General features: G+C 55.9%; 18 protein-coding genes. 13 read left to right on the top strand and 5 right to left on the bottom strand.

The genetic code is table 11. The annotated features are described in order from the left end of the window. Positions 1 to 55: 55 nt before the first annotated feature. The 3 genes from C4S72_RS13800 to C4S72_RS13790 all read left to right on the top strand — a co-directional run bounded on the left by C4S72_RS13800 (position 56) and on the right by C4S72_RS13790 (position 3,099). Positions 56 to 712 carry a hypothetical protein gene (locus C4S72_RS13800; protein ID WP_104003722.1) on the top strand — a complete coding sequence of 219 codons (657 nt, stop codon included), beginning with the start codon at positions 56 to 58 and terminating at the stop codon, positions 710 to 712. A gap of 63 nt (positions 713 to 775) precedes the next feature. Beyond that, entirely contained in the window at positions 776 to 1,519 is a 744-nt protein-coding gene (locus C4S72_RS13795; RefSeq protein ID WP_104003721.1) for a hypothetical protein, read from the top strand. A gap of 71 nt (positions 1,520 to 1,590) precedes the next feature. Then, positions 1,591 to 3,099, top strand: coding sequence for a hypothetical protein (locus C4S72_RS13790; RefSeq protein WP_104003720.1), 1,509 nt, complete (start codon positions 1,591 to 1,593; stop codon positions 3,097 to 3,099). Between the two features lie 433 nt (positions 3,100 to 3,532). On the opposite strand, the gene C4S72_RS13785 is transcribed toward C4S72_RS13790, so the two are convergent. The 3 genes from C4S72_RS13785 to C4S72_RS13775 all read right to left on the bottom strand — a co-directional run bounded on the left by C4S72_RS13785 (position 3,533) and on the right by C4S72_RS13775 (position 7,575). Next, the gene (locus C4S72_RS13785; RefSeq protein ID WP_104003719.1) at positions 3,533 to 4,813 is read right to left on the bottom strand and encodes a Zn-dependent hydrolase; all 1,281 of its coding nucleotides are present in this window, start codon (positions 4,811 to 4,813) and stop codon (positions 3,533 to 3,535) included. A gap of 135 nt (positions 4,814 to 4,948) precedes the next feature. Continuing rightward, positions 4,949 to 6,220 (bottom strand): NAD-dependent dihydropyrimidine dehydrogenase subunit PreA, encoded by a 1,272-nt coding sequence (gene preA / locus C4S72_RS13780; protein WP_200826765.1) that lies wholly within the window; start codon positions 6,218 to 6,220, stop codon positions 4,949 to 4,951. Positions 6,221 to 6,222: 2 nt separating this feature from the next. Next, positions 6,223 to 7,575 carry an NAD(P)-dependent oxidoreductase gene (locus tag C4S72_RS13775; RefSeq protein WP_104003717.1) on the bottom strand — a complete coding sequence of 451 codons (1,353 nt, stop codon included), beginning with the start codon at positions 7,573 to 7,575 and terminating at the stop codon, positions 6,223 to 6,225. Between the two features lie 331 nt (positions 7,576 to 7,906). Here C4S72_RS13775 and C4S72_RS13770 point away from each other — a divergent pair, with 331 nt between their 5' ends. From C4S72_RS13770 to C4S72_RS13740, 7 genes are all read left to right on the top strand, one after another. Continuing rightward, positions 7,907 to 8,560 carry a TetR/AcrR family transcriptional regulator gene (locus C4S72_RS13770; RefSeq protein ID WP_104003716.1) on the top strand — a complete coding sequence of 218 codons (654 nt, stop codon included), beginning with the start codon at positions 7,907 to 7,909 and terminating at the stop codon, positions 8,558 to 8,560. Positions 8,561 to 8,882: 322 nt separating this feature from the next. Then, positions 8,883 to 10,325 carry a dihydropyrimidinase gene (hydA, locus tag C4S72_RS13765; protein ID WP_104003715.1) on the top strand — a complete coding sequence of 481 codons (1,443 nt, stop codon included), beginning with the start codon at positions 8,883 to 8,885 and terminating at the stop codon, positions 10,323 to 10,325. A gap of 40 nt (positions 10,326 to 10,365) precedes the next feature. Next, positions 10,366 to 11,199 carry an ABC transporter ATP-binding protein gene (locus C4S72_RS13760; RefSeq protein WP_104003714.1) on the top strand — a complete coding sequence of 278 codons (834 nt, stop codon included), beginning with the start codon at positions 10,366 to 10,368 and terminating at the stop codon, positions 11,197 to 11,199. 13 nt (positions 11,200 to 11,212) lie between these two features. Next, the gene (locus C4S72_RS13755; protein WP_104003713.1) at positions 11,213 to 12,094 is read left to right on the top strand and encodes an ABC transporter permease; all 882 of its coding nucleotides are present in this window, start codon (positions 11,213 to 11,215) and stop codon (positions 12,092 to 12,094) included. Then, on the top strand, positions 12,091 to 13,089 hold the full coding sequence (locus tag C4S72_RS13750) for an ABC transporter permease (protein ID WP_235009144.1): 999 nt from the start codon (positions 12,091 to 12,093) through the stop codon (positions 13,087 to 13,089). Before C4S72_RS13755 ends, C4S72_RS13750 begins: the two co-directional genes overlap by 4 nt. Before the next feature lie 98 nt (positions 13,090 to 13,187). Beyond that, positions 13,188 to 14,198, top strand: coding sequence for an ABC transporter substrate-binding protein (locus C4S72_RS13745; protein ID WP_200826764.1), 1,011 nt, complete (start codon positions 13,188 to 13,190; stop codon positions 14,196 to 14,198). Positions 14,199 to 14,413: 215 nt separating this feature from the next. Further along, positions 14,414 to 14,686 carry a CopK family periplasmic copper-binding protein gene (locus tag C4S72_RS13740; protein WP_104003712.1) on the top strand — a complete coding sequence of 91 codons (273 nt, stop codon included), beginning with the start codon at positions 14,414 to 14,416 and terminating at the stop codon, positions 14,684 to 14,686. 128 nt (positions 14,687 to 14,814) lie between these two features. Here the strand turns inward: C4S72_RS13740 and C4S72_RS13735 are convergent, their stop codons facing one another. Both C4S72_RS13735 and C4S72_RS13730 read right to left on the bottom strand, forming a co-directional pair. Further along, the gene (locus C4S72_RS13735; RefSeq protein WP_104003711.1) at positions 14,815 to 16,185 is read right to left on the bottom strand and encodes a heavy metal sensor histidine kinase; all 1,371 of its coding nucleotides are present in this window, start codon (positions 16,183 to 16,185) and stop codon (positions 14,815 to 14,817) included. Next, a complete protein-coding gene (locus C4S72_RS13730) occupies positions 16,182 to 16,865 on the bottom strand; it encodes a heavy metal response regulator transcription factor (RefSeq protein ID WP_104003710.1) in 684 nt (227 codons plus the stop codon). Before C4S72_RS13730 ends, C4S72_RS13735 begins: the two co-directional genes overlap by 4 nt. A gap of 211 nt (positions 16,866 to 17,076) precedes the next feature. Between C4S72_RS13730 and pncC the strand changes: the two genes are divergently transcribed. The 3 genes from pncC to C4S72_RS13715 all read left to right on the top strand — a co-directional run bounded on the left by pncC (position 17,077) and on the right by C4S72_RS13715 (position 19,280). Continuing rightward, positions 17,077 to 17,553: a nicotinamide-nucleotide amidase gene (gene pncC, locus C4S72_RS13725; protein WP_104003709.1), complete on the top strand. Its 477-nt coding sequence runs from the start codon at positions 17,077 to 17,079 to the stop codon at positions 17,551 to 17,553. 107 nt (positions 17,554 to 17,660) lie between these two features. Next, positions 17,661 to 18,713, top strand: a complete 1,053-nt coding sequence (gene recA, locus C4S72_RS13720; RefSeq protein WP_104003708.1) for a recombinase RecA — start codon at positions 17,661 to 17,663, stop codon at positions 18,711 to 18,713. 81 nt (positions 18,714 to 18,794) lie between these two features. Continuing rightward, a complete protein-coding gene (locus tag C4S72_RS13715; protein ID WP_104003707.1) occupies positions 18,795 to 19,280 on the top strand; it encodes a regulatory protein RecX in 486 nt (161 codons plus the stop codon). The last annotated feature ends 75 nt before the right edge of the window (positions 19,281 to 19,355 follow it).

The following is a 19,355-nucleotide window of genomic DNA, read 5'->3' as shown; positions in this document are numbered from 1 at the left end:
CTCTTCAATCGAATAGATAATCTCTCCAAGCCTGTGGCTGGGAGCAAAAACACGCATGCGCAGTATTAAAATGTTAGCTTTCTCCGAGGTTACTTTGAAAAGAGCAACAAAAATTAATATTCAAGACGCAATTATCGAAGCAATTGTGTTTGCGTCAAAAGAATCATTTGAGAATACCGGGGTTCATATAAGAAAAATGCCTGAGTATTATTTGAATGTTCTTATTGCTCATAGGCTAACTAATATTTTCCCCAGTCTTGGTTATAGGCTCGAGATGCCAGTTAAGGAGGCTCTTCTTGGCTTGGGAGTAAATAGTGCAGAAAACGGTGATGATCTCAGAGATGGTGGGAGATTTGATATTGTTCTTACCAGTAAGAAAAGTAGGAAGCTAAGGCATGTAATTGAAGTAAAACGGTCGTTAAGTAATCGTCAGTTGCTTAAAGATGCAAAGAGGTTGAAAGCTCTAGCGACTGAACGACACCAGTCAAAGCGTCTGGAAACAGGGTTCATTGCAACAGTCAGTAGGCTTAAAATTAGCCCAAGAGCAAATAATATTGATGGACTGCTTGATACTCGAATGAGCAATATTCAAAGGTGTCTTGGAAGTAGCATGAATGTAAGTTGCCGCTTTCAAGTGCTTGATTCAGGGCTATTTGGTTTTCCTGTACATGAATCGCTTGTTGTGACAGTTTTTTGCTTACAAAAAAGCTAACAAAGCATTGCAGCGGACAAACCGCTGAATGCGGCGTTAGAAGCCCCAAGGAGTACGAAGTAGATGCTAGAGAAACTTAAAAATCCATATATTGCTTTCTTAGCATTTTGGCTGTTATGCATTGTTACTTTCATGGCTTCGCAATCAGGTCCTATAGCTGCTTTCACAATCTTCTACACAGGGTTACTCCCTTTTATCTATATTGTTTTATGGATTTCAAAATCTGAAACAGGAATAAAATTAAGGGAGAATGCGAAGAATTGGCATGTGGCTATTGGTATATCTTGGTTTGTTTTTGGCTATGCCATATATTCTCAAAAATGGGCCGCAGGTATTATAAATGATGTATTTCTCGTTGATGCGGGAAACCTTGGTATTACATATACACTTCTAGCATTTTTATTTACTCCGTTCGGCATGCTATACCAAGATTCCATCATATCTGGGCTATGGAACTCGCTTATTATTGTCGGAATGATTTGGGGGGGGATTTTTCCTATACTATTAATTCTTCCAATTCCTTTCAAGAAAGTCGCAAAAATAATAGGAGTCAGTTTTCTCATTATAGGCCTTTCTTCATTCTTTATAGGGGTAGTGTCAAACCTAGCTCTGAACAAAGAGACCCTGGTTCAACGATTTGCGCTGTGGGCTGATTTTAATAGTAATCACCTCTGTACAGATGACTGGTCTAAAACAACTGAAAGTGTTCTGTTTTTAGGTGGAAATCGTGTTTTAGCTTACCAACCACAAAATCCAGAAGGCTCTCAGTTCACCCCAGAAACATGCAACTATGCGAAAAGCTTCTAACAAATCAATAAACTACGCGCCTTCGGCGCCGGTTATTGAGGCGTTATCTCTTAAAAACGAACGGATCAAAAATGACTACACAATTTCCAATTTTAAAGCTGCCAAAACGGTTCGAAGCGCTGGAAAGAGAAGCGACAAGTACCGGTACAGACATATCTCAAATTGTGCAAAGGGTTGATAGTGCGGCTGCCCGTGTAGAAACACTTGTTCGACAAGTCAGGGACGGAGGGCTTGGAAGATTCGAGCTTTTCTTAGGGAAATCTGGTTCTGGAAAAACAACGTTTTTCCGTACCCTTCAGCAGTTCTTTGACGGAATCAGGATAGAGGCGGTTGGAAATACAGTTCCTTTGTCTGACCTGAGTCAGCATATAAGAGAACGAAGATACGGGGGCGACAAAGAGATTACCGTATACGTACTTTATGACCGTGACAACGAAAAGGTCACATACGATGAGGCTAAAGATTTTTTTGAAAGTCTACGCGTTCTGTTTCGCGAAGATTATGGGCAAGTGGTGATTGCTTGGCCAATTACTGATAAGAACGCAGTTGACACCTTATCGAAAGCCGCATGGGAAATTGGAAGAGACAGCATCGTTGATGTAATAAGCAAAGGTATTTACGCATTTGAGGGAGTGCCAAGAGACGCATACTACGAAATTGGAGACCTGACTACCAGAAACCTTGCGCCAGGACAAACCCTCGAAACATTTGGTCTCACCAAGGAAGTTACGCGTTCTCTAATATCAGAATCAGAAACTATCGCTGAGTTCTACTCGCGCCTTGAGGCGAAGTCCACAGAAATAAACGACACCTACAAAGATATCTTAAAGGAAAAGGTTATACCTCGAGTGTGGATACTTGTTGGCGGCGACGTAAGCCAGGATCTCAATCTGACAGTTTCCACCCTTACTCAAGGAACTGAGAAGCAGATCGATATAGATAGGGTTCTTAAGTTTCTCGACGATCCGTCCAATGGTTCTGCTTACTTAAAAGATTGGCAACAGAGAAGGCAACAAGTAGCCTTCATAATGCGACGATTAGATGTCCGTTTATTTGAGCTGCCTCCTAATGCTGGTCTCGCTGCGATTCGGCTATATGGCGATGACATTGCAAAGGCGCCGCTAAACCTAAAGAGTACAAATAAGACAACAGGCCTAGAAGCAATTTCTAATACAGCTTTTATGCGTATCATTCTTTCGTCTGGTCAGGCGCGAAACGCAACCCTAAGGCCAACAGACGATCAAACTGCAAATGAGTATAGACGAGTACAGGTAAACGCAGGTAAAGATGATAAACGTTTCAATAGGGCGTTAGCGGGTGCAATAGCGGAAATACTTCAGTCCAGCGAAATTTCCGGAACAGTCACTCCAGAAAAAAAGCTGAAAGATGGTAATCTCAAACCCGACATTTTCATTGAGCTTGAGGGTGGGGAGGTATTTTGTTTGGAGCCAACATGGCGAACTACTGGGACAGAAATTGCTGGTGAGATTGATAAAAAACAAAATACCCTTTCAGTTGGTCACATCCAAAAGTATGTATTGGAAAAAGTACTTGAGTACGCTAAAGAGCTTGGGATGTGAATCCAAGTGAGATAACAATCGGCTTCACAAGGACACCAAACTCTACGCTTCGCTCCAAGTTTGGCGCCTGTGATCCGCAACGTTAATGTACGCTCTGGGACAGAACCAGAAGTAAGGTCTGAAAACAGATTTAAATTTTATTTATCTTAAATCCAACTAACCGCAGCCTAATCCCCTTCAGCGCAGCCGAGCATCGCAGGCTGAAAGAGAAACAAGGGAAGGGCTGTTTGAGGCGAAGCCGAGTTTCCCTTCCCGCTCTTTCAGGCGAGAAGCACAGGGAAGCCCGCGGAGCGGGCCAAGCTGTCGGGGCGGCTTAGGATTGTTAAGGATCTTGGCCGTCCAAGATCCTTGACTCGCCAGCAGGCGAAAGGTGCGCTAACTACTGGCATAGTAGACAATTACCCACCCAAGCCCACCAACGAAAATCTGCTGATCAGCAGACTCCTGATCTTTCTAGCATCGCATGCAACAACACATTACACCCCACCGCCAGATCCTCCGGATCCGCATTCTCGATCTCGTTATGGCTGATGCCATCCTCACAGGGCACAAAGATCATCCCCGCCGGGCAGACTTCGGCCATAAAGATGGCGTCGTGGCCTGCGCCACTGACGATATCCATATGCGGGACGCCCAAGCGCTGGGCGCCGGTGCGCACGGCGTTGACGCAGTCGTCGTGGAAGTAGAGCGCCGGGAAGTTGGCGGTGGGTTTGAGTTCAAGCTCCAGGCCGTTTTCGGTTTTCAGTTTCTCCAGCACTTTTTCCAGTTCGCTGATCATATGCGCAAGCTGGTCTTCCTCCAGGTGGCGGAAGTCGATACTGACCAGCACTTCGCCCGGGATCACGTTGCGTGAGCCGGGGTAGGCTTCGATATGGCCGCAGGTGCCACAGGCGTAGGGTTGGTGTTCCAGGGCGATGCGGTTGACCGCCTGAATTACTTCGGCAGCGCCCAGCAGGGCATCCTTGCGTAGGCTCATGGGGGTGGGGCCGGCGTGGGATTCGACGCCCTTCAGGGTCAGGTCGAACCATTTCTGGCCCAGGCAGCCGATGACGACGCCGATGGTTTTTTCTTCGTTTTCCAGGATTGGGCCCTGTTCGATATGCGCTTCGAAGTAAGCGCCCACTTTGTGGCCGGGCACCTGCTGCTGGCCCAGGTAGCCGATGCGCTTGAGTTCGTCACCCACCTTGGCGCCCTCGTAGTCAGCGATGGCGTAGGTTTCTTCCAGGTCGAACTTACCGATAAATACGCCGGAGCCCATCATGCAGGGGGCGAAGCGGGAGCCCTCTTCATTGGTCCAGACGGCGACCTCGATGGGGGCTTCGGTGACGATGTTGTGATCATTCAGGGTGCGGATCACCTCGAGGCCGGACATGACGCCGAAGCAGCCGTCGAACTTGCCGCCGGTGGGCTGGGTGTCGATATGGCTGCCGGTCATGATCGGCGGCAGGCTGTTATCCTTGCCGGGGCGGCGGGCGAAGATGTTGCCGATCACGTCGATGGTGATGCTGCAGCCGGCTTCTTCACACCACTTCACGAACAGGTCGCGGCCTGCGCGGTCCAGATCGGTCAGCGCCAGACGGCAGACACCGCCCTTGGGTGTGGCGCCCAGCTGGGCCAGGTCCATCAGCGATTGCCAGAGGCGCTCGCCGTTGATGTTCAGGTTGGCGATATCGCTGCTGGTTCCTGCTTCGTTGACTAGCGTCTCAACAGACATGTTGTCCTCCTTGCAGTTATTCAAAAACGGGCTGCGTGGCGGGTACTGCGGTAAAACCGGCAAGGCGTTTTGATCTGTGGGCCGTGCCGGTTATCTCTCGTCGCTACAGTCTCGTTCAGGTTTACTCTTCGATGCTCAGGCTTCGCGGTACGGGTTGCGCGGGTCCTGGGTCCAGTTCATATAGGGCAGGCCGGTCTCCTGCGGCACCATGGTGATGCACTGATCCACCGGGCAGGTGATCTCGCAGAGGTTGCAGCCGACGCACTCGTCATCGTTAACGGTGTAGATGTTGCTGCCATCCGCCTGCAGCAGTTTGTTGATCGCCTGGTGCGAGGTGTCTTCGCAGGCGATATGGCAGCGGCCGCAGTTGATGCACTTGTCCTGGTCGATCTGCGCGATGGATTTGTAGTTGATATCCAGGTACTTCCAGTCGGTGGTGTTGGGTACCGCCAGGCCGCGGAAATCCTCGATGCGGGCGTAGCCCTTTTCATCCATCCAGCGGGAGAGGCCGTCCTTCATCCCTTCGACAATACGAAAACCATGCAACATCGCTGCCGTGCACACCTGTACCGAGCCGGCGCCCAGGGCGATGAACTCGGCGGCGTCGCGCCAGTTGCTGATGCCGCCAATACCGCAGAGGCGTTTGCCGGCGGTTTCCGGGTCACGGGCGATCTCCGCCAGCATGTTCAGCGCGATCGGTTTCACCGCCGGGCCGCACATGCCGCCGTGGGTGCTCTGGCTGCCAACGATGGGGCGCGCCACCATGCGGTCAAGATCGAGTCCGGTGATGGAGTTGACGGTGTTGATCAGTGATACCGCATCGGCACCGCCACGGAAGGCGGCACGGGCCGGGTGGCGTACGTCGGTAACGTTGGGGGTCATCTTCACCATCACCGGCAGGCTGGAGTACTGCTTGCACCAGCGGGTGACCATCTCGACATATTCCGGCACCTGGCCGACGGCGGCGCCCATGCCGCGTTCCGGCATGCCGTGGGGGCAGCCGAAGTTCAGTTCCAGGCCATCGGCGCCGGTCTGTTCCACCTGTTTGACGATCCGTTTCCAGGCGTCCTCTTCACAGGGCACCATCAGCGAGACGATCAGAGCACGGTCGGGCCAGTTGCGCTTGGTCTCTTCGATCTCGCGCAGGTTCACCTCCAGCGGACGGTCGGTGATCAGCTCGATGTTGTTAAAGCCGACCACATCGCCGTGGGCGTCGTAGCTGGCGGAGTAGCGGGAGGAGACGTTCACTGCGGCCGGGTCTTCACCCAGGGTTTTCCACACCACACCGCCCCAGCCGGCTTCAAAGGCGCGTTCCACGTTGTACTGCTTGTCGGTGGGCGGAGCGGATGCCAGCCAGAAGGGGTTGGGAGCCTTGATACCCGCGAATTCGATACTCAGGTCAGCCATGATTATTTATCTCCTGCTGCCATCAGGTCCTGATGGATAGATTCTGCTGCTTTCTTGCCCTGCTGCACCGCTTCCACGGTGAGGTTCTGCCCGATACCGGTGCAGTCGCCGCCGGCATAAACGCCGGTCAGGGTGGTGTGCAAACTCTCGTCGACCAGCAGCTTGCCGCCGCTGAGTTCGATGGCTGGGTCTAGCTCGTCGCTGACAAGCGTCTGGCCGATCGCCTTGAAGATCGCTTCCGCTTTTAGGCTGAAGCTGCGGTCGGTGTCGACCAGCTTGCCGCCATCCTCGGCGGTACGGACAAAACGCATACCGGCAACCTTGCCCTCGTTATCCAGCTCGATCTCCGCCGGGCGCGCCCAGGTGCGGATCTGTACGCCCTCATCGCGGGCCAGTGCCTGTTCGTGATCGGTGGCGGACATCGCCTCTTCGCCGCGGCGGTAAACCAGGTAAACCTGTTCGGCGCCCAGGCGTTTGATCTGCACCGCCATATCGATGGCGGTGTTACCGGCGCCGATGACGATGGCGTTTTCCGGTACCGGCAGGGCGGTGAGGTCATCGCTCTGGCGCAGTTCGCGGATGTAATCCACGGCGGTCATTACGCCCGGTGCCTCTTCATGGCCCAGCGCCAGGGTGCGGGTGGAGCCCAGGCCAATGGCCAGGAACACCGCATCGAACTCGGACTGCAGCGCCGACAGGGAGATCTCCCGGCCCAGGGCGCTGTTGTAGACGATCTCGATACCGCCAATGCCGAGCAGGAACTCCACCTCTTTCTGGGCGAAGTCATCGGTCATCTTGTAGCTGGCGATACCGTATTCGTTGAGGCCGCCACTTTTCGCCTGGGCTTCGTGGATCACCACATCGTGGCCGAGCATGGCGAGACGGTGGGCGCAGCTGAGGCCTGCAGGGCCGGCGCCGACGATGGTGATCCGCTTGCCGGTGGACTCGGCACGCGCAAACGGATGCGCGCTCTTGTCGGCGTTATCGGTGGCGTAGCGCTGCAGCTGGCCGATCAGGACCGGTGCACACTCATCGGTCTTGTTTCGCACGCAGGACTGCTCGCAGAGAATCTCGGTGGGGCAGACGCGGGCGCAGCTGCCGCCGAGGATGTTCTCGCTCCAGATGGTTTTCGCCGCACCGTTGACGTTGTCCTGGGCGATCTGGCGGATGAACTCCGGAATATCGATATCGCTCGGGCAGGCGTTAACGCAGGGTGCGTCGTAGCAATACAGGCAGCGTGCGCTTTCCAGCGCCGCCTGGCGTTCTGTCAGGGGTGGAGCTATGTCGGAGAACTTCAGCTCCAGCGTTTCCGGTTTAACCGGGGTGTTTGCCAGATGTTTGAGTGGCTCGATCATGCTGTGACAGCCTCTTTCTTCGTTGTAATTCGGTCATCCGGTAATGCAGAGGCTGTGCCATCTTTTGACCGCACGGTCAGAAGATGAGCTTTCCCGCTGGTGGTTTTTTGAGCTAAGTCTGTGAATGAAAAAGAATATTCACCGATAAAAAATAAGACTTTTTGTTTGCGACGGTGGATAAGCGCAAAACAAAAAAACTGTGGATAAAAGCTTGGATTGGTCCTCAATTGGCGCTTAACTCAGAGTCTGGGTACCATACTGGTGCAACCTTGGAGGTCCATGCGGGCATCGATTCCTGCGCATGCCTGTCGCTGTATTGGGTGGATAAAAGATGATCGAGAAGAAAAAAGCGGCCAAACGCACACGCCGGCCGTTGACCGAAATCCGGCAGGAAAACATTGACCAGATAGTCAAAGCGGCGGAGAAACAGTTCGCCGATAACGGCTTTTCCGGCACCACGGTCTCTTCTATTGCCGAGGCGGCGGGCCTGCCCAAGCCCAACGTGCTCTACTATTTCAAATCCAAGGAAGGCCTCTACCGCGCGGTATTGAAGCGGATCCTGGAATTATGGATGGAGGCGATGCATGACCTGCACGCCGAGGATCATCCCCGTGAGGCGTTGCGCGGCTATATAGTGCGTAAGCTGCGTCAGTCCCGCGATTTTCCCGATGCCTCCAAGATCTTCGCCGCCGAGATCCTGCATGGTGCACCCTATGTGCGCGAAGAGCTGGAAGGCCCGCTGAAGCGTCAGTTCGACGATACCGTGGCGGTGTTCCGCGCCTGGATCGCCAAGGGCTGGATGGACCCGGTGAATCCCGAACACCTGCTGTTCACGCTCTGGGCATCGACTCAGTCCTACGCCGATTTTGCCTTGCAGATGAAGGTGTTGCTGGGCCGCGAAGAGCTCACCGACGATGACTTCGATAACGCCATCGAGCTGCTCACCAGGCTGGTGCTGAAAGGCTGCGGCGTCAAAATGGTGTGAACGCTATCTGCCTTGCTTTTCCTTGCCTTGGCTGTCTCGATAACGCTTTCTAAACTCAGCTGAGCATTTCTGGCCTCTTCATCTTTTAACCAGCTGGTCAAAAGTGCACCAATACGGTTCCTCCCGCTCATTATCTGCTCATATAGCTCGCGCTTTTCTAACTGACCGGTCAGCTCTGTTGGCTGGTTGAACAGTTTTCTTTCATAAAAATACCCTTATCTTTTCAATGGGTTGATCGCTTTCTGTACTAACCTCTTGTCCAGTTGGTCAAGCTATTGCATAGCCTCTGCAGTTTCTACATTTAGCTGCGCAGAGGATTGTCATGGCTCTACTTATCAAGAACGGCACAGTCATCAATGCCGATCAGACACTGAAAGCGGACGTACTGTGTGACGAAGGTAAGATCCTGGCGGTAGGCCCGGATCTGGAGGCGCCGGCGGGCGCAGAAGTGATCGATGCCGCCGGTCAGTATGTAATGCCGGGCGGCGTTGATCCCCATACCCATATGCAGCTGCCGTTTATGGGCACCGTGGCCAGCGAAGACTTCTTTACCGGTACGCGTGCGGGTCTCGCCGGCGGTACCACCATGATCATCGACTTTGTTATCCCCAGCCCTCAGCAGAGCCTGCTCGAGGCCTACGGCACCTGGCGTGAATGGGCCAGCCGCTCCGTCTCCGATTACTCCTTCCATGTGGCGGTGACCTGGTGGGATGAATCGGTACGTGATGAGATGAAGATCCTGGTCGAACAGGAGGGGGTGAACAGCTTCAAGCACTTCATGGCGTACAAGAACGCCATCATGGCCGAAGACGAAACCCTGGTGAACTCCTTCACCCGCTGCATGGAGCTGGGCGCCATGCCTACCGTGCATGCCGAGAACGGTGAGCTGGTTTACCACCTGCAGAAGAAGCTGGCGGAGCAGGGGATCACCGGACCCGAAGGTCATCCGCTGTCGCGCCCAAGCGAGGTGGAAGGCGAAGCCGCCAACCGCGCCATCCGTTTTGCCCAGACCCTGGGTGTGCCGCTTTACCTGGTGCATGTCTCCTGCAAGGAAGCGCTGGGTGAGATCTCCCGCGCGCGTCAGGAAGGTCAGCGTGTTTATGGCGAGGTGCTGGCCGGTCACCTGGAGCTGGATGACGGCGTTTACCGCAGCGACGACTGGGACTTTGCTGCGGCCCATGTAATGAGCCCGCCGTTCCGTCCGAAGGAGCATCAGTCCGCACTCTGGAAGGGCTTGCAGGGCGGCACGCTGCAGACCACCGCCACCGATCACTGCTGCTTCTGCACCGATCAGAAGGCGATGGGCAAGGACGATTTCTCCATGATCCCCAACGGCACCGCCGGCGTTGAGGACCGCATGATGATCATGTGGGACTCCGGTGTGAATACCGGCCGTCTGACCATGAACGAGTTTGTCGCCGTCACCTCCGCCAATGCGGCGCAGATCTTCAATATCTACCCGCAGAAGGGGCGCGTGGCTGAGGGTTCCGATGCCGATATCGTGATCTGGGATCCGGCCCAGAGCAAAACCATCTCCGCCAAGACTCACCACCAGAATGTGGACTTCAACATCTTTGAGGGCCGCACCGTGACCGGCGTGCCGAGCCACACCATCAGCCAGGGCAAGGTGGTTTACGCCAACGGTGAACTGTTCGTGGAAGAGGGTGCGGGCCGCTATATCAAGCGTCCGGCCTTTGCCTCCCCCTTTGCCGCCCAGAAGCGCTTCAACGAAGCACACACGCCTACCGCCGTGGAACGTGACTGAGCAGTGCGCCCTGATCAGGAGGAAAGAGTTGGAGGAAACAATGGATATGATGGTAAACACGCAGCCCGCTTCAAGTCCCGAGAGGGCGAAGGAAGAGGCCCGCAAGATCATCGCCATCGATGACCTGTCGCTGGTGTTCGAGACCAACGACGGGCCGGTGAACGCGCTGTCGCACATCAACCTGGATATTCACGCCGGGGATTTCGTCTCCTTTATCGGCCCGTCGGGCTGCGGCAAGACCACGCTGCTGCGGGTTATCGCCGATCTGGAGCGGCAGACCGAAGGCTCGATCCAGGTGGACGGTACCTCGCCGGAGGATGCCCGCCTGAACCGTCTTTACGGTTACGTGTTCCAGGCGCCGGGGCTGTTTCCCTGGCGCACCATCGCCGGTAACTGCAAGGTGCCGCTGGAGATCTTCGGCATGAGCAAGGAGCAGCAACAGCGCCATGTGGATAAGTACCTGGAGCTGGTGGGCCTGGGCGATTTCCACAAGAAGTTTCCCTGGCAGCTATCCGGCGGTATGCAGCAGCGGGCCTCCATCGCCCGTGCGCTGAGTTTCGAGCCGGAACTTTTGCTGATGGATGAGCCCTTTGGCGCTCTCGATGAGATTACCCGCGATCACCTCAACCTGGAGCTGCTGAAGATCTGGCGCGAGACCCGCAAGACCGTGGTGTTCGTGACCCACTCGATCCCCGAAGCGGTGCTGCTCTCGACTCATATCGTGGTGATGTCGCCGCGACCGGGGCGGATCGCCAAGATCATCAAGAGCCCGCTGCCGCGGGTACGCACCCTTGAGGATCGGGAGAGCCCGGAATTTATCGCGCTGGCGCAGGAAGTGCGTGAAGCACTGGCCAACGATCATCGCATCAACTGACGGGGGCGGATCGATGTTCAAGTCGTTTCACAAAAGTCAGGCCGCCGCGCTGACATTAATGGTGTTGGCGCTGCTGCTGCTCTGGTATGCCGGGGCACTCTGGCTCAACAGCGATCAGCTGATCAACGGCTATGAGCGGCGCAATATCGATTGGAATTTCAGCCAGCTGGTGGCCGACGCCTATTCGATGAAAAGGCCGATGCTGCCGACGCCGGACCAGATCGGTGCTGAGCTGTATAAGTCGATCTTCGATACCGCCGTGGATTCCAAGCGCTCGCTGGTTTATCACTCGGCGATCACGCTCTCTTCAACGCTGCTCGGCTTCCTGATGGGCGGCCTGCTCGGCATCGTGCTGGCCATCGGCATAGTGCATAACCGTACCCTGGAGCGCAGCCTGATGCCCTGGGTGATTACCTCGCAGACGATTCCGATTCTCGCCATTGCGCCGATGATCATCGTGGTGCTGGGGGCGCTGAACTTCACTGGCCTGGTGCCCAAGGCGATCATCTCCATGTACCTCTCCTTCTTCCCGGTCACTATCGGCATGGTGAAAGGGCTGAGGGCGCCGGACAAACTGCATATGGAGCTGCTGGCCACCTACAGTGCCAAGCCCGGTGAGTTCTTTTGGAAGCTGCGCTGGCCCACGGCGCTGCCGTACCTCTTTGCCAGCCTGAAGATCGCCATCGCCGCCTCACTGGTGGGCGCCATCGTCGCTGAGTTGCCCACCGGTGCTCAGGGTGGTCTTGGGGCTCGACTGCTCAGCGGTTCCTACTATGGCCAGACGGTACAGATCTGGGCGGCTCTGGTGGTCGCCGCGGTGCTCGGTGCCGTGCTGGTAGCGCTGGTCGGCATGATGGAGCGCAAGATCAATCGACGTATGGGGATCGCCGCATGACCTCCGCTATGACTGTTAATACGCAGAGTGCGCCGGTGGGCCGGTTGGTGTTGATCGCAGCAGGTGCTGCGGCGCTGCTTCTCAGCCTCTGGATAACCGGCGGTGAGCCCGGTGCCTACAACCGTCAGCCGATCTGGCTGGTGCTGATTCCGCTGATGCTGCTGGGTGGCTGGTTTGCCATGGAGCAACTGACCGCCCTGGGCGACCGGCTGGAATCGAAAGCAGCGGTGCGGGCCGTGAACCTGGCGGTACCGACGCTGTTCGCCGTGCTGCTGCTGGTACTCTGGCAGCTGATCTGCACAGGTTTCGCGGTGCCTTCGGTACTCTTGCCGGCGCCGGGCACCATCGGCATCACCTTCTTTTCCGAGCTTGAAACCCTGGCCAAGGATTTTGCCCAGACCTGGCTCAAGGCTGTGCTGGCCGGCTGGCTGATCGGCTGCGGTAGCGGCTTTGTCGTCGCACTGCTGATCGATCGCAGCCCGTTTCTGCAGAAGGGGCTGATGCCGATCGGCAATATCATGTCGTCGATCCCTATCGTCGGTATCGCGCCGATCATGGTGATGTGGTTCGGCTTCGACTGGCAGTCCAAGGCGGCGGTGGTGGTGATCATGACCTTCTTCCCGATGTTGGTGAACACCCTGGCCGGGCTGCATGCCAGCGACAACCTGCACCTGAATCTGCTGCACACCTATGCCGGCAACCGTCGCCAGACGCTCTGGTATGTGCAGTTGCCGGCGGCGCTGCCGTTCATCTTCAACGCGCTAAAGATCAACTCCACGCTGGCGCTGATCGGCGCCATCGTCGCGGAGTTTTTCGGTACGCCGATTGTGGGCATGGGCTTTCGCATCTCCACCGAGGTGGGGCGCATGAACATGGATATGGTCTGGGCGACGATTCTGGTTGCTGCCCTGGCCGGCTCGATCAGTTACGGCCTGCTGGCGCTGCTGGAGCGCAAGCTGACATTCTGGCACCCCTCAACACGGGCTGCCGGTTAAACGTTCTTCGTAAAGCAGTGCTTAGTAAACAGGGTTAGAAAAACGGGTTTTAAATCAAACAGCCAAAACACGGTTTGTCAAAGCAGGAGCTACACAGGATGAAGAAAAACATCAGTTCTCTGATTGCAGGATGTACGCTGGCTTTTTCGGCGCTCTCCACTGTCTCTGCGCAGGCGGCGGACCCGCTGACGCTGCAGCTGAAGTGGGTGACCCAGGCGCAGTTCGGTGGTTACTACGTGGCGCTGGAAAAGGGCTTCTATGAAGAGGAAGGCCTGGATATGACCGTGAAACCGGGCGGCCCGGATATCGCGCCGCCGCAGGTTATCGCCGGTGGCGGTGCCGACGTGATCGTGGAGTGGATGCCGGCGGCGCTGGCATCCCGCGAAAAAGGGCTGCCGCTGGTAAACATCGGCCAGATCTTCAACAAGTCCGGTATGATGCTGACCTGCCTGAAAGACTCCGGTATCGAACAGCCGATGGACGTGGTGGATAAAACCCTGGGTGTCTGGTTCTTCGGTAACGAGTATCCGTTCCTGGCGTGGATGTCCAAGCTGGGCATCGCCACCGATGGCAGCGAAGGCGGAGTCACCGTGCTGAAGCAGGGCTTCAACGTGGACCCGATCTTCCAGGGCCAGGCGGACTGCGTCTCTACCATGAACTACAACGAGTATGGTCAGGTACTTGATGGCGGTCTGACGCCGGAAGAGCTGACCGTATTCAGCTATGAAGATCAGGGCGTGGCGATGCTGGAAGACGGCCTCTACACCACCGAAGAGAAGTTGGCTGACCCGGAAATGGTCGACAAGCTGGCGCGCTTCCTGAAAGCCTCGGTGAAAGGCTGGAAATACGCCGCCGAGCATCCGGAAGAAGCCGCCGAGATCGTACTGGAGTATGACGATACCGGCGCCCAGACCGAAGATCACCAGATCCGCATGGCGAAGGAAGTGGCCAAGCTGCTGGAAGGTAACCCGAAAGAGATCGGCTACCTGGATCCGGCTGCCTTCGACCGTACTGTGGATATCCTGCTGAGCGGCGACTCCGCCCCGGTTATCACCAAGAAACCGGAAGGTGCCTGGACTCATGAAGTGTATGAAAAATCGGGCCTTTAATTAACGCCTGAGCTAAACGGGAGCCTCCGTGCGGAGGCTTCTGTTTTTCGCGTCTGATCCTCTTCTTCTCGATCCACCTCTTTATTCTTAACTCCTTAACCCTTGTTATAGCGGCGTTCGATTAACATTACGGTCATGTAATCTTCATGTCAGCTTTGAGTAAGTGGCGCGGTCGTACCATGGCTCTCGAACAGTTACTCAAGGAGATTAAGACGATGATTAAACAGACATTGATTGCCGCTGGTTTTGCCCTGATGAGCTCTGCTGCGTTTGCCGGTCTTCAGCCGGTTGAACATTACGCCCTGCAGGATGGTGGAACCCTTTATGTATTCGACGACGGCAAAATGGGTGTGGAAAACGAATTTGGTCTGGTTAAATCAGTGGAAGAAGGTTCAACCCTGACCACTACCACCGGTAAAGAGATCACCATGGTGGGTAACGAGATCGCGCGCGTTCGTCATATCGAGCTGCTGCGCAACGTTGATTGAGCCATCCGGCTCTCAGCGACAGGCACCAAAGGCCTCTTTCCCTTATGGGGAAGAGGTCTTTTTTATGCGTGATGCCTTGGACGGTTTTGAACGACCAGCTCAGGGTTTGAGAGCCAGCCGCGAGGCGCTTATTGGATAGAGGGAAAGATCAGGATGAAGCAGGTGCCCTCATCGTCAGAGGTCACTTCGATACTGCCGTTATGCGCCTTGATGATCGCCTGGGTGATCGACAGACCAAGCCCGGTGCTCTCGTTGCCGCTGTGACTGCGGGAGCGATCACCGCGGTAGAAGCGATCAAACAGGTAGGGGATATCGGCTTGAGGAATCAGGTCGCCGTCGTTGCTGATACTGATCCTGACGTTGTCCTGGTGTGTGGAAATATCCACATCGATCCTGCCATCCTTGTAGGTGTGGCGCATGGCGTTTGAGAGCAGGTTACTGATCGCCCGGTCGACCATGATGCGGTCACCGCTGATCGTGCCGCTGCCGCTGGTTGCCAGGGTGATTTCCCGGTCTTCCGCCAGGGCCTCATAAAACTCAAACAGCTTTTCGACCTCCTGCTCCAGCCTGATCTCCTCGCTGGATGGCAGCTCCATGCCGTTTTCCGCTTTTGCCAGAAACAGCATGTCCGCGATCATGCGGGAGAGCTTGTCGAGCTCTTCCAGGTTGGATGCAAGCACATCCCGATACTCTTCGGCGCTGCGTTGCTGCGACAGGGATACCTGCATCTGGGTGGTCAGGTTGCTGATCGGGCTGCGCAGTTCATGGGCGAGATCGGAGGAGAAGTTGTTGAGCCGGTTAAAGGAGTCCTGCAGCCGATCGAACATGCGGTTGAGCTCCAGCGTCAGGTTATGCAGCTCAAACGGCATCCGCTCCAGCGGCACCCGAACATCCAGGTGTGAGGCGGTAATCTGCTTGGCGCTGCTGCCCATGCTGCGCAGTGGAGCCAATCCCTGGCGGGAGACCCACCAGGCGAGAAAGCCGCTGCACAGGGTTGCCCAGAGCATCACCTCGAGCAGGCGGGTGGAAAAGTGATCGAGGAAGGATGATTGACGGCTGGTGTCCATCGCCACCGAAATAATCACCGACTTAGGTTCATACATCGCCAGCGCGGCACCCCGGTACTCTTGATCGTCCGAGCGCCAGCTCAGGTGCTCGGTATGGCCGGGTTTATCGAGCAGACTGTTGTTATCGAACGGCGAGCTAAAGGGACGGTCACTGAAAATTGTGTCCCCGGCGGTGGTTTCGATGCGGATCATGATGTTGTCGTGGGCACCGAGTGCAGTGTCCATGATCTTGTCCACAAGAGTCCATTTACCGCTGGCCTGCAGGTTTGTCACCAGTCCGGCTGCGGTATGCAGTTTGTCATCCAGCTGCTTGAAGTCCTGTTTTTCGAACTCCTGCTCGACGTTGTGCTGAATGATCAGGCCCAGCACGGTGAACATAACGGTGAATACGAGGATAAAAAGCAGCGTCAGTCGGCCGGTGAGCGAGGTCATGGTGCGTCTGGTTCATCCATCACGTAACCCATACCGCGCTGGGTGTGGATCAGTTTGGTGGGAAAGGGGTCATCGATCTTGCTGCGCAGGCGGCGGATCGCTACCTCGATGATGTTGGTATCGCTGTCGAAGTTCATGTCCCAGACCTGGGAGGCGATCAGAGAGCGTGACAGCACCTTGCCGCGTCGGCGCAGCAGGAACTCCAGCAGGGTATATTCCTTGGCGGTCAGGTTGATGCGCTGCCCGGCGCGGGTGACCCGGCGTGCGATCATGTCCACCTCCAGGTCGGCGATGGTCAGCGTCGTGGGCTCGGCGTTTTGCTGGCTGCGGCGCAGTACGTTGCGGATACGGGCCAGCAGTTCGGAAAACGCGAAAGGTTTTACCAGGTAATCGTCGGCGCCTAGCTCCAGGCCTTTGACACGGTCCTCAACCTGGTCCCGGGCACTGAGAATAATCACGGCGGTTTCGTCACCCCGTTTACGCAGCGCTTCCAGAATGTGCCAGCCGTTTATCTCTGGCAGCATGATATCGAGCACGATCAGGTCGTACTCTTCGGTGGTCGCCAGGTGCAGCCCATCGAGGCCGCGGGTGGCGAGATCGATCACGTAGCCGGACTCGCTGAGCCCCTGCTTTAAATAGCTGCCGGTTTTTTCCTCATCTTCGACGATCAGTATCTTCATCTAAGCCAGTCCTCCGCTGGATATTATTTTGCCAGCAAATACTGTGGTCGTGGTCACAATGACAAAAATGTAATCTGGCGGCTGAGCCCAATCGGGGCTGGTCATACGATACACGGCTTATATACTGGTTCGACTAAAGTCTTATAAATACAGCCGCATAAATAACAACACAGAGAAGTGCGGCGGATAATCAGAACAAGATGGGGGACGTATGGAAGCACTGGCGCGCAGTGTTGGAGAAGCACTTTTGAAGGCCGGGGCGTCGGCGGTGACTGCCGAATCCTGCACTGGCGGTTGGGTGGCTGAAGCGCTGACAGCGATTCCGGGCAGCTCGGCCTGGTTTGAGGGAGGCTTTGTCAGCTATTCCTACGATGCCAAGCAGCGGATGCTGGGGGTGAAAGCGGAAACGCTGGAGCAGTATGGCGCGGTAAGCGAGCCCGTGGTCACGCAGATGGCCGAAGGCGCCCTGGCTAATTCCAGCGCCGATATCTCGGTGGCGATCAGCGGAATTGCCGGTCCCGATGGCGGCTCGAAAGAGAAGCCGGTAGGCACTGTCTGGCTGGCCTGGGCGGTACGGGGAAAACCCACGGTTACCTGCTTGAGTTTTTTTCATGGTGACCGCGAGACCGTGCGCCGACAGGCCGTAATACAGGCGCTTGAGGGGCTGTTGGCCTATCTCCCCGACTAAGGTTGCAAATTAACCTTTTTCTGGAATAATACTGGTCAGGTATACAGTATTTTGAACCGGCTTTTACGGCTCTCGATAAAAGCTCTGGCTTTGATAAAGGTTGAGTGATGGACGATAACAGAAAGAAGGCGCTTGATGCGGCGCTATCGCAAATAGAACGTCAGTTCGGCAAGGGCGCGGTCATGCGTATGGGTGACCAGCCCCGTGAGGCGATTCCGGCTGTTTCGACCGGCTCGCTCGGCCTGGATATCGCGCTGGGTATCGGCGGTCTGCCTTACGGTCGTATCGTAGAGATCTACGGCCCGGAATCCTCCGGTAAAACCACGCTGACTCTCCAGGTCATCGCCCAGGCGCAGAAACAGGGTAAGACCTGTGCATTCGTCGATGCCGAGCACGCGCTGGATCCGCAGTACGCCGAAAAGTTGGGTGTTAACGTGGACGAGCTGCTGGTCTCCCAGCCGGATACCGGTGAGCAGGCACTGGAAATCACCGACATGCTGACCCGCTCTGGCGCGGTCGATGTCATCATCGTCGACTCCGTGGCGGCACTGGTGCCGAAGGCGGAAATCGAAGGCGAGATGGGTGATTCCCACGTGGGTCTGCAGGCACGTCTGATGTCCCAGGCGCTGCGTAAGCTGACCGGTAACGTCAAGCAGGCCAACTGCATGCTGGTGTTCATCAACCAGATCCGTATGAAGATCGGCGTTATGTTCGGTTCTCCGGAAACCACTACCGGTGGTAACGCGCTCAAGTTCTACGCTTCTGTACGTCTGGATATCCGTCGTACCGGTGCTGTGAAACAGGGTGACGAAGTAATCGGTAACGAGACCCGCGTTAAGGTCGTGAAGAACAAGGTATCCCCGCCGTTCCGTCAGGCCGAGTTCCAGATCATGTACGGTGCCGGTATCTACCACATGGGCGAAGTGATCGACCTGGGCGTGCAGCAGAAGCTGATCGACAAGTCCGGCGCCTGGTACGCGTACCAGGGCAACAAGATCGGCCAGGGTAAGGCTAACGCCGCACGTTACCTTGAGGAGCATCCGGAAGTGGCGGATGAGATCGAAGCCGCTATCCGCGCTGAGCTGCTCAACGTTTCCAAGCCCAAGAGCAAGGAAGAGAGCACGGAAGACGCTGATAAAAACGCAGAGCTTGAATTCTAACTGTCACTGAATTCCAAGTGCTGCGCGTCGATATAAAATGAAAAGGCCCCTCGGGGCCTTTTCTGTTTTCTGGGGTTAGCGATGTTTGGACAGCGAAAAAACAGCAGCGACAAGCTGATCGAAACCGAATCGGCACTGGTCGAGGCGGTTATCCAGCTGCTGGCGCGGCGAGAATACAGCCGCCACGAACTGGAGCAACGCTTTCGTAGCCGGGTGGCTGATGAGGCGCTGCTGGATAAAGTGCTCGACCGGATGGTTGCGGACGGCTACCAGAGTGACCTGCGCTGTGCCGGTATGATTCTGCGCCAGCGTGTGGGGCAGGGGTACGGCGAGCGCCGGGTCCGCTTCGATCTGCAGAACAAAGGCATTGACTCGACACTGATTGAACAGGTGCTGGAGGAGGAGGCCGTGGACTGGTTTGACCAGGCCAGAGAGCTAGCCGGGCGCAAGTATGCAGGGCGGCCGATAACCGATATGAAAGAGAAGGCGAAACGGGTGCGTCATCTTCAGGGGCGGGGGTTCGGCTTCGACGAGATCCGATACGCGCTGGAAGTGGACGAAGACTGAGCGGGTTTGGCGCTGAATGCCTTGAATCTGCCGCGTTTGGGCCGCTAAAAGTATTCGAACAAAAAACAGACACGT

This window comes from Marinobacterium lutimaris (assembly GCF_900108065.1).
In the GTDB taxonomy this organism is placed as follows: Bacteria; Pseudomonadota; Gammaproteobacteria; order Pseudomonadales; family Balneatricaceae; genus Marinobacterium_D; species Marinobacterium_D lutimaris.
Note: the sequence above shows the minus strand (reverse complement) of the source record. Positions and strands in the feature narration are given on the sequence as shown.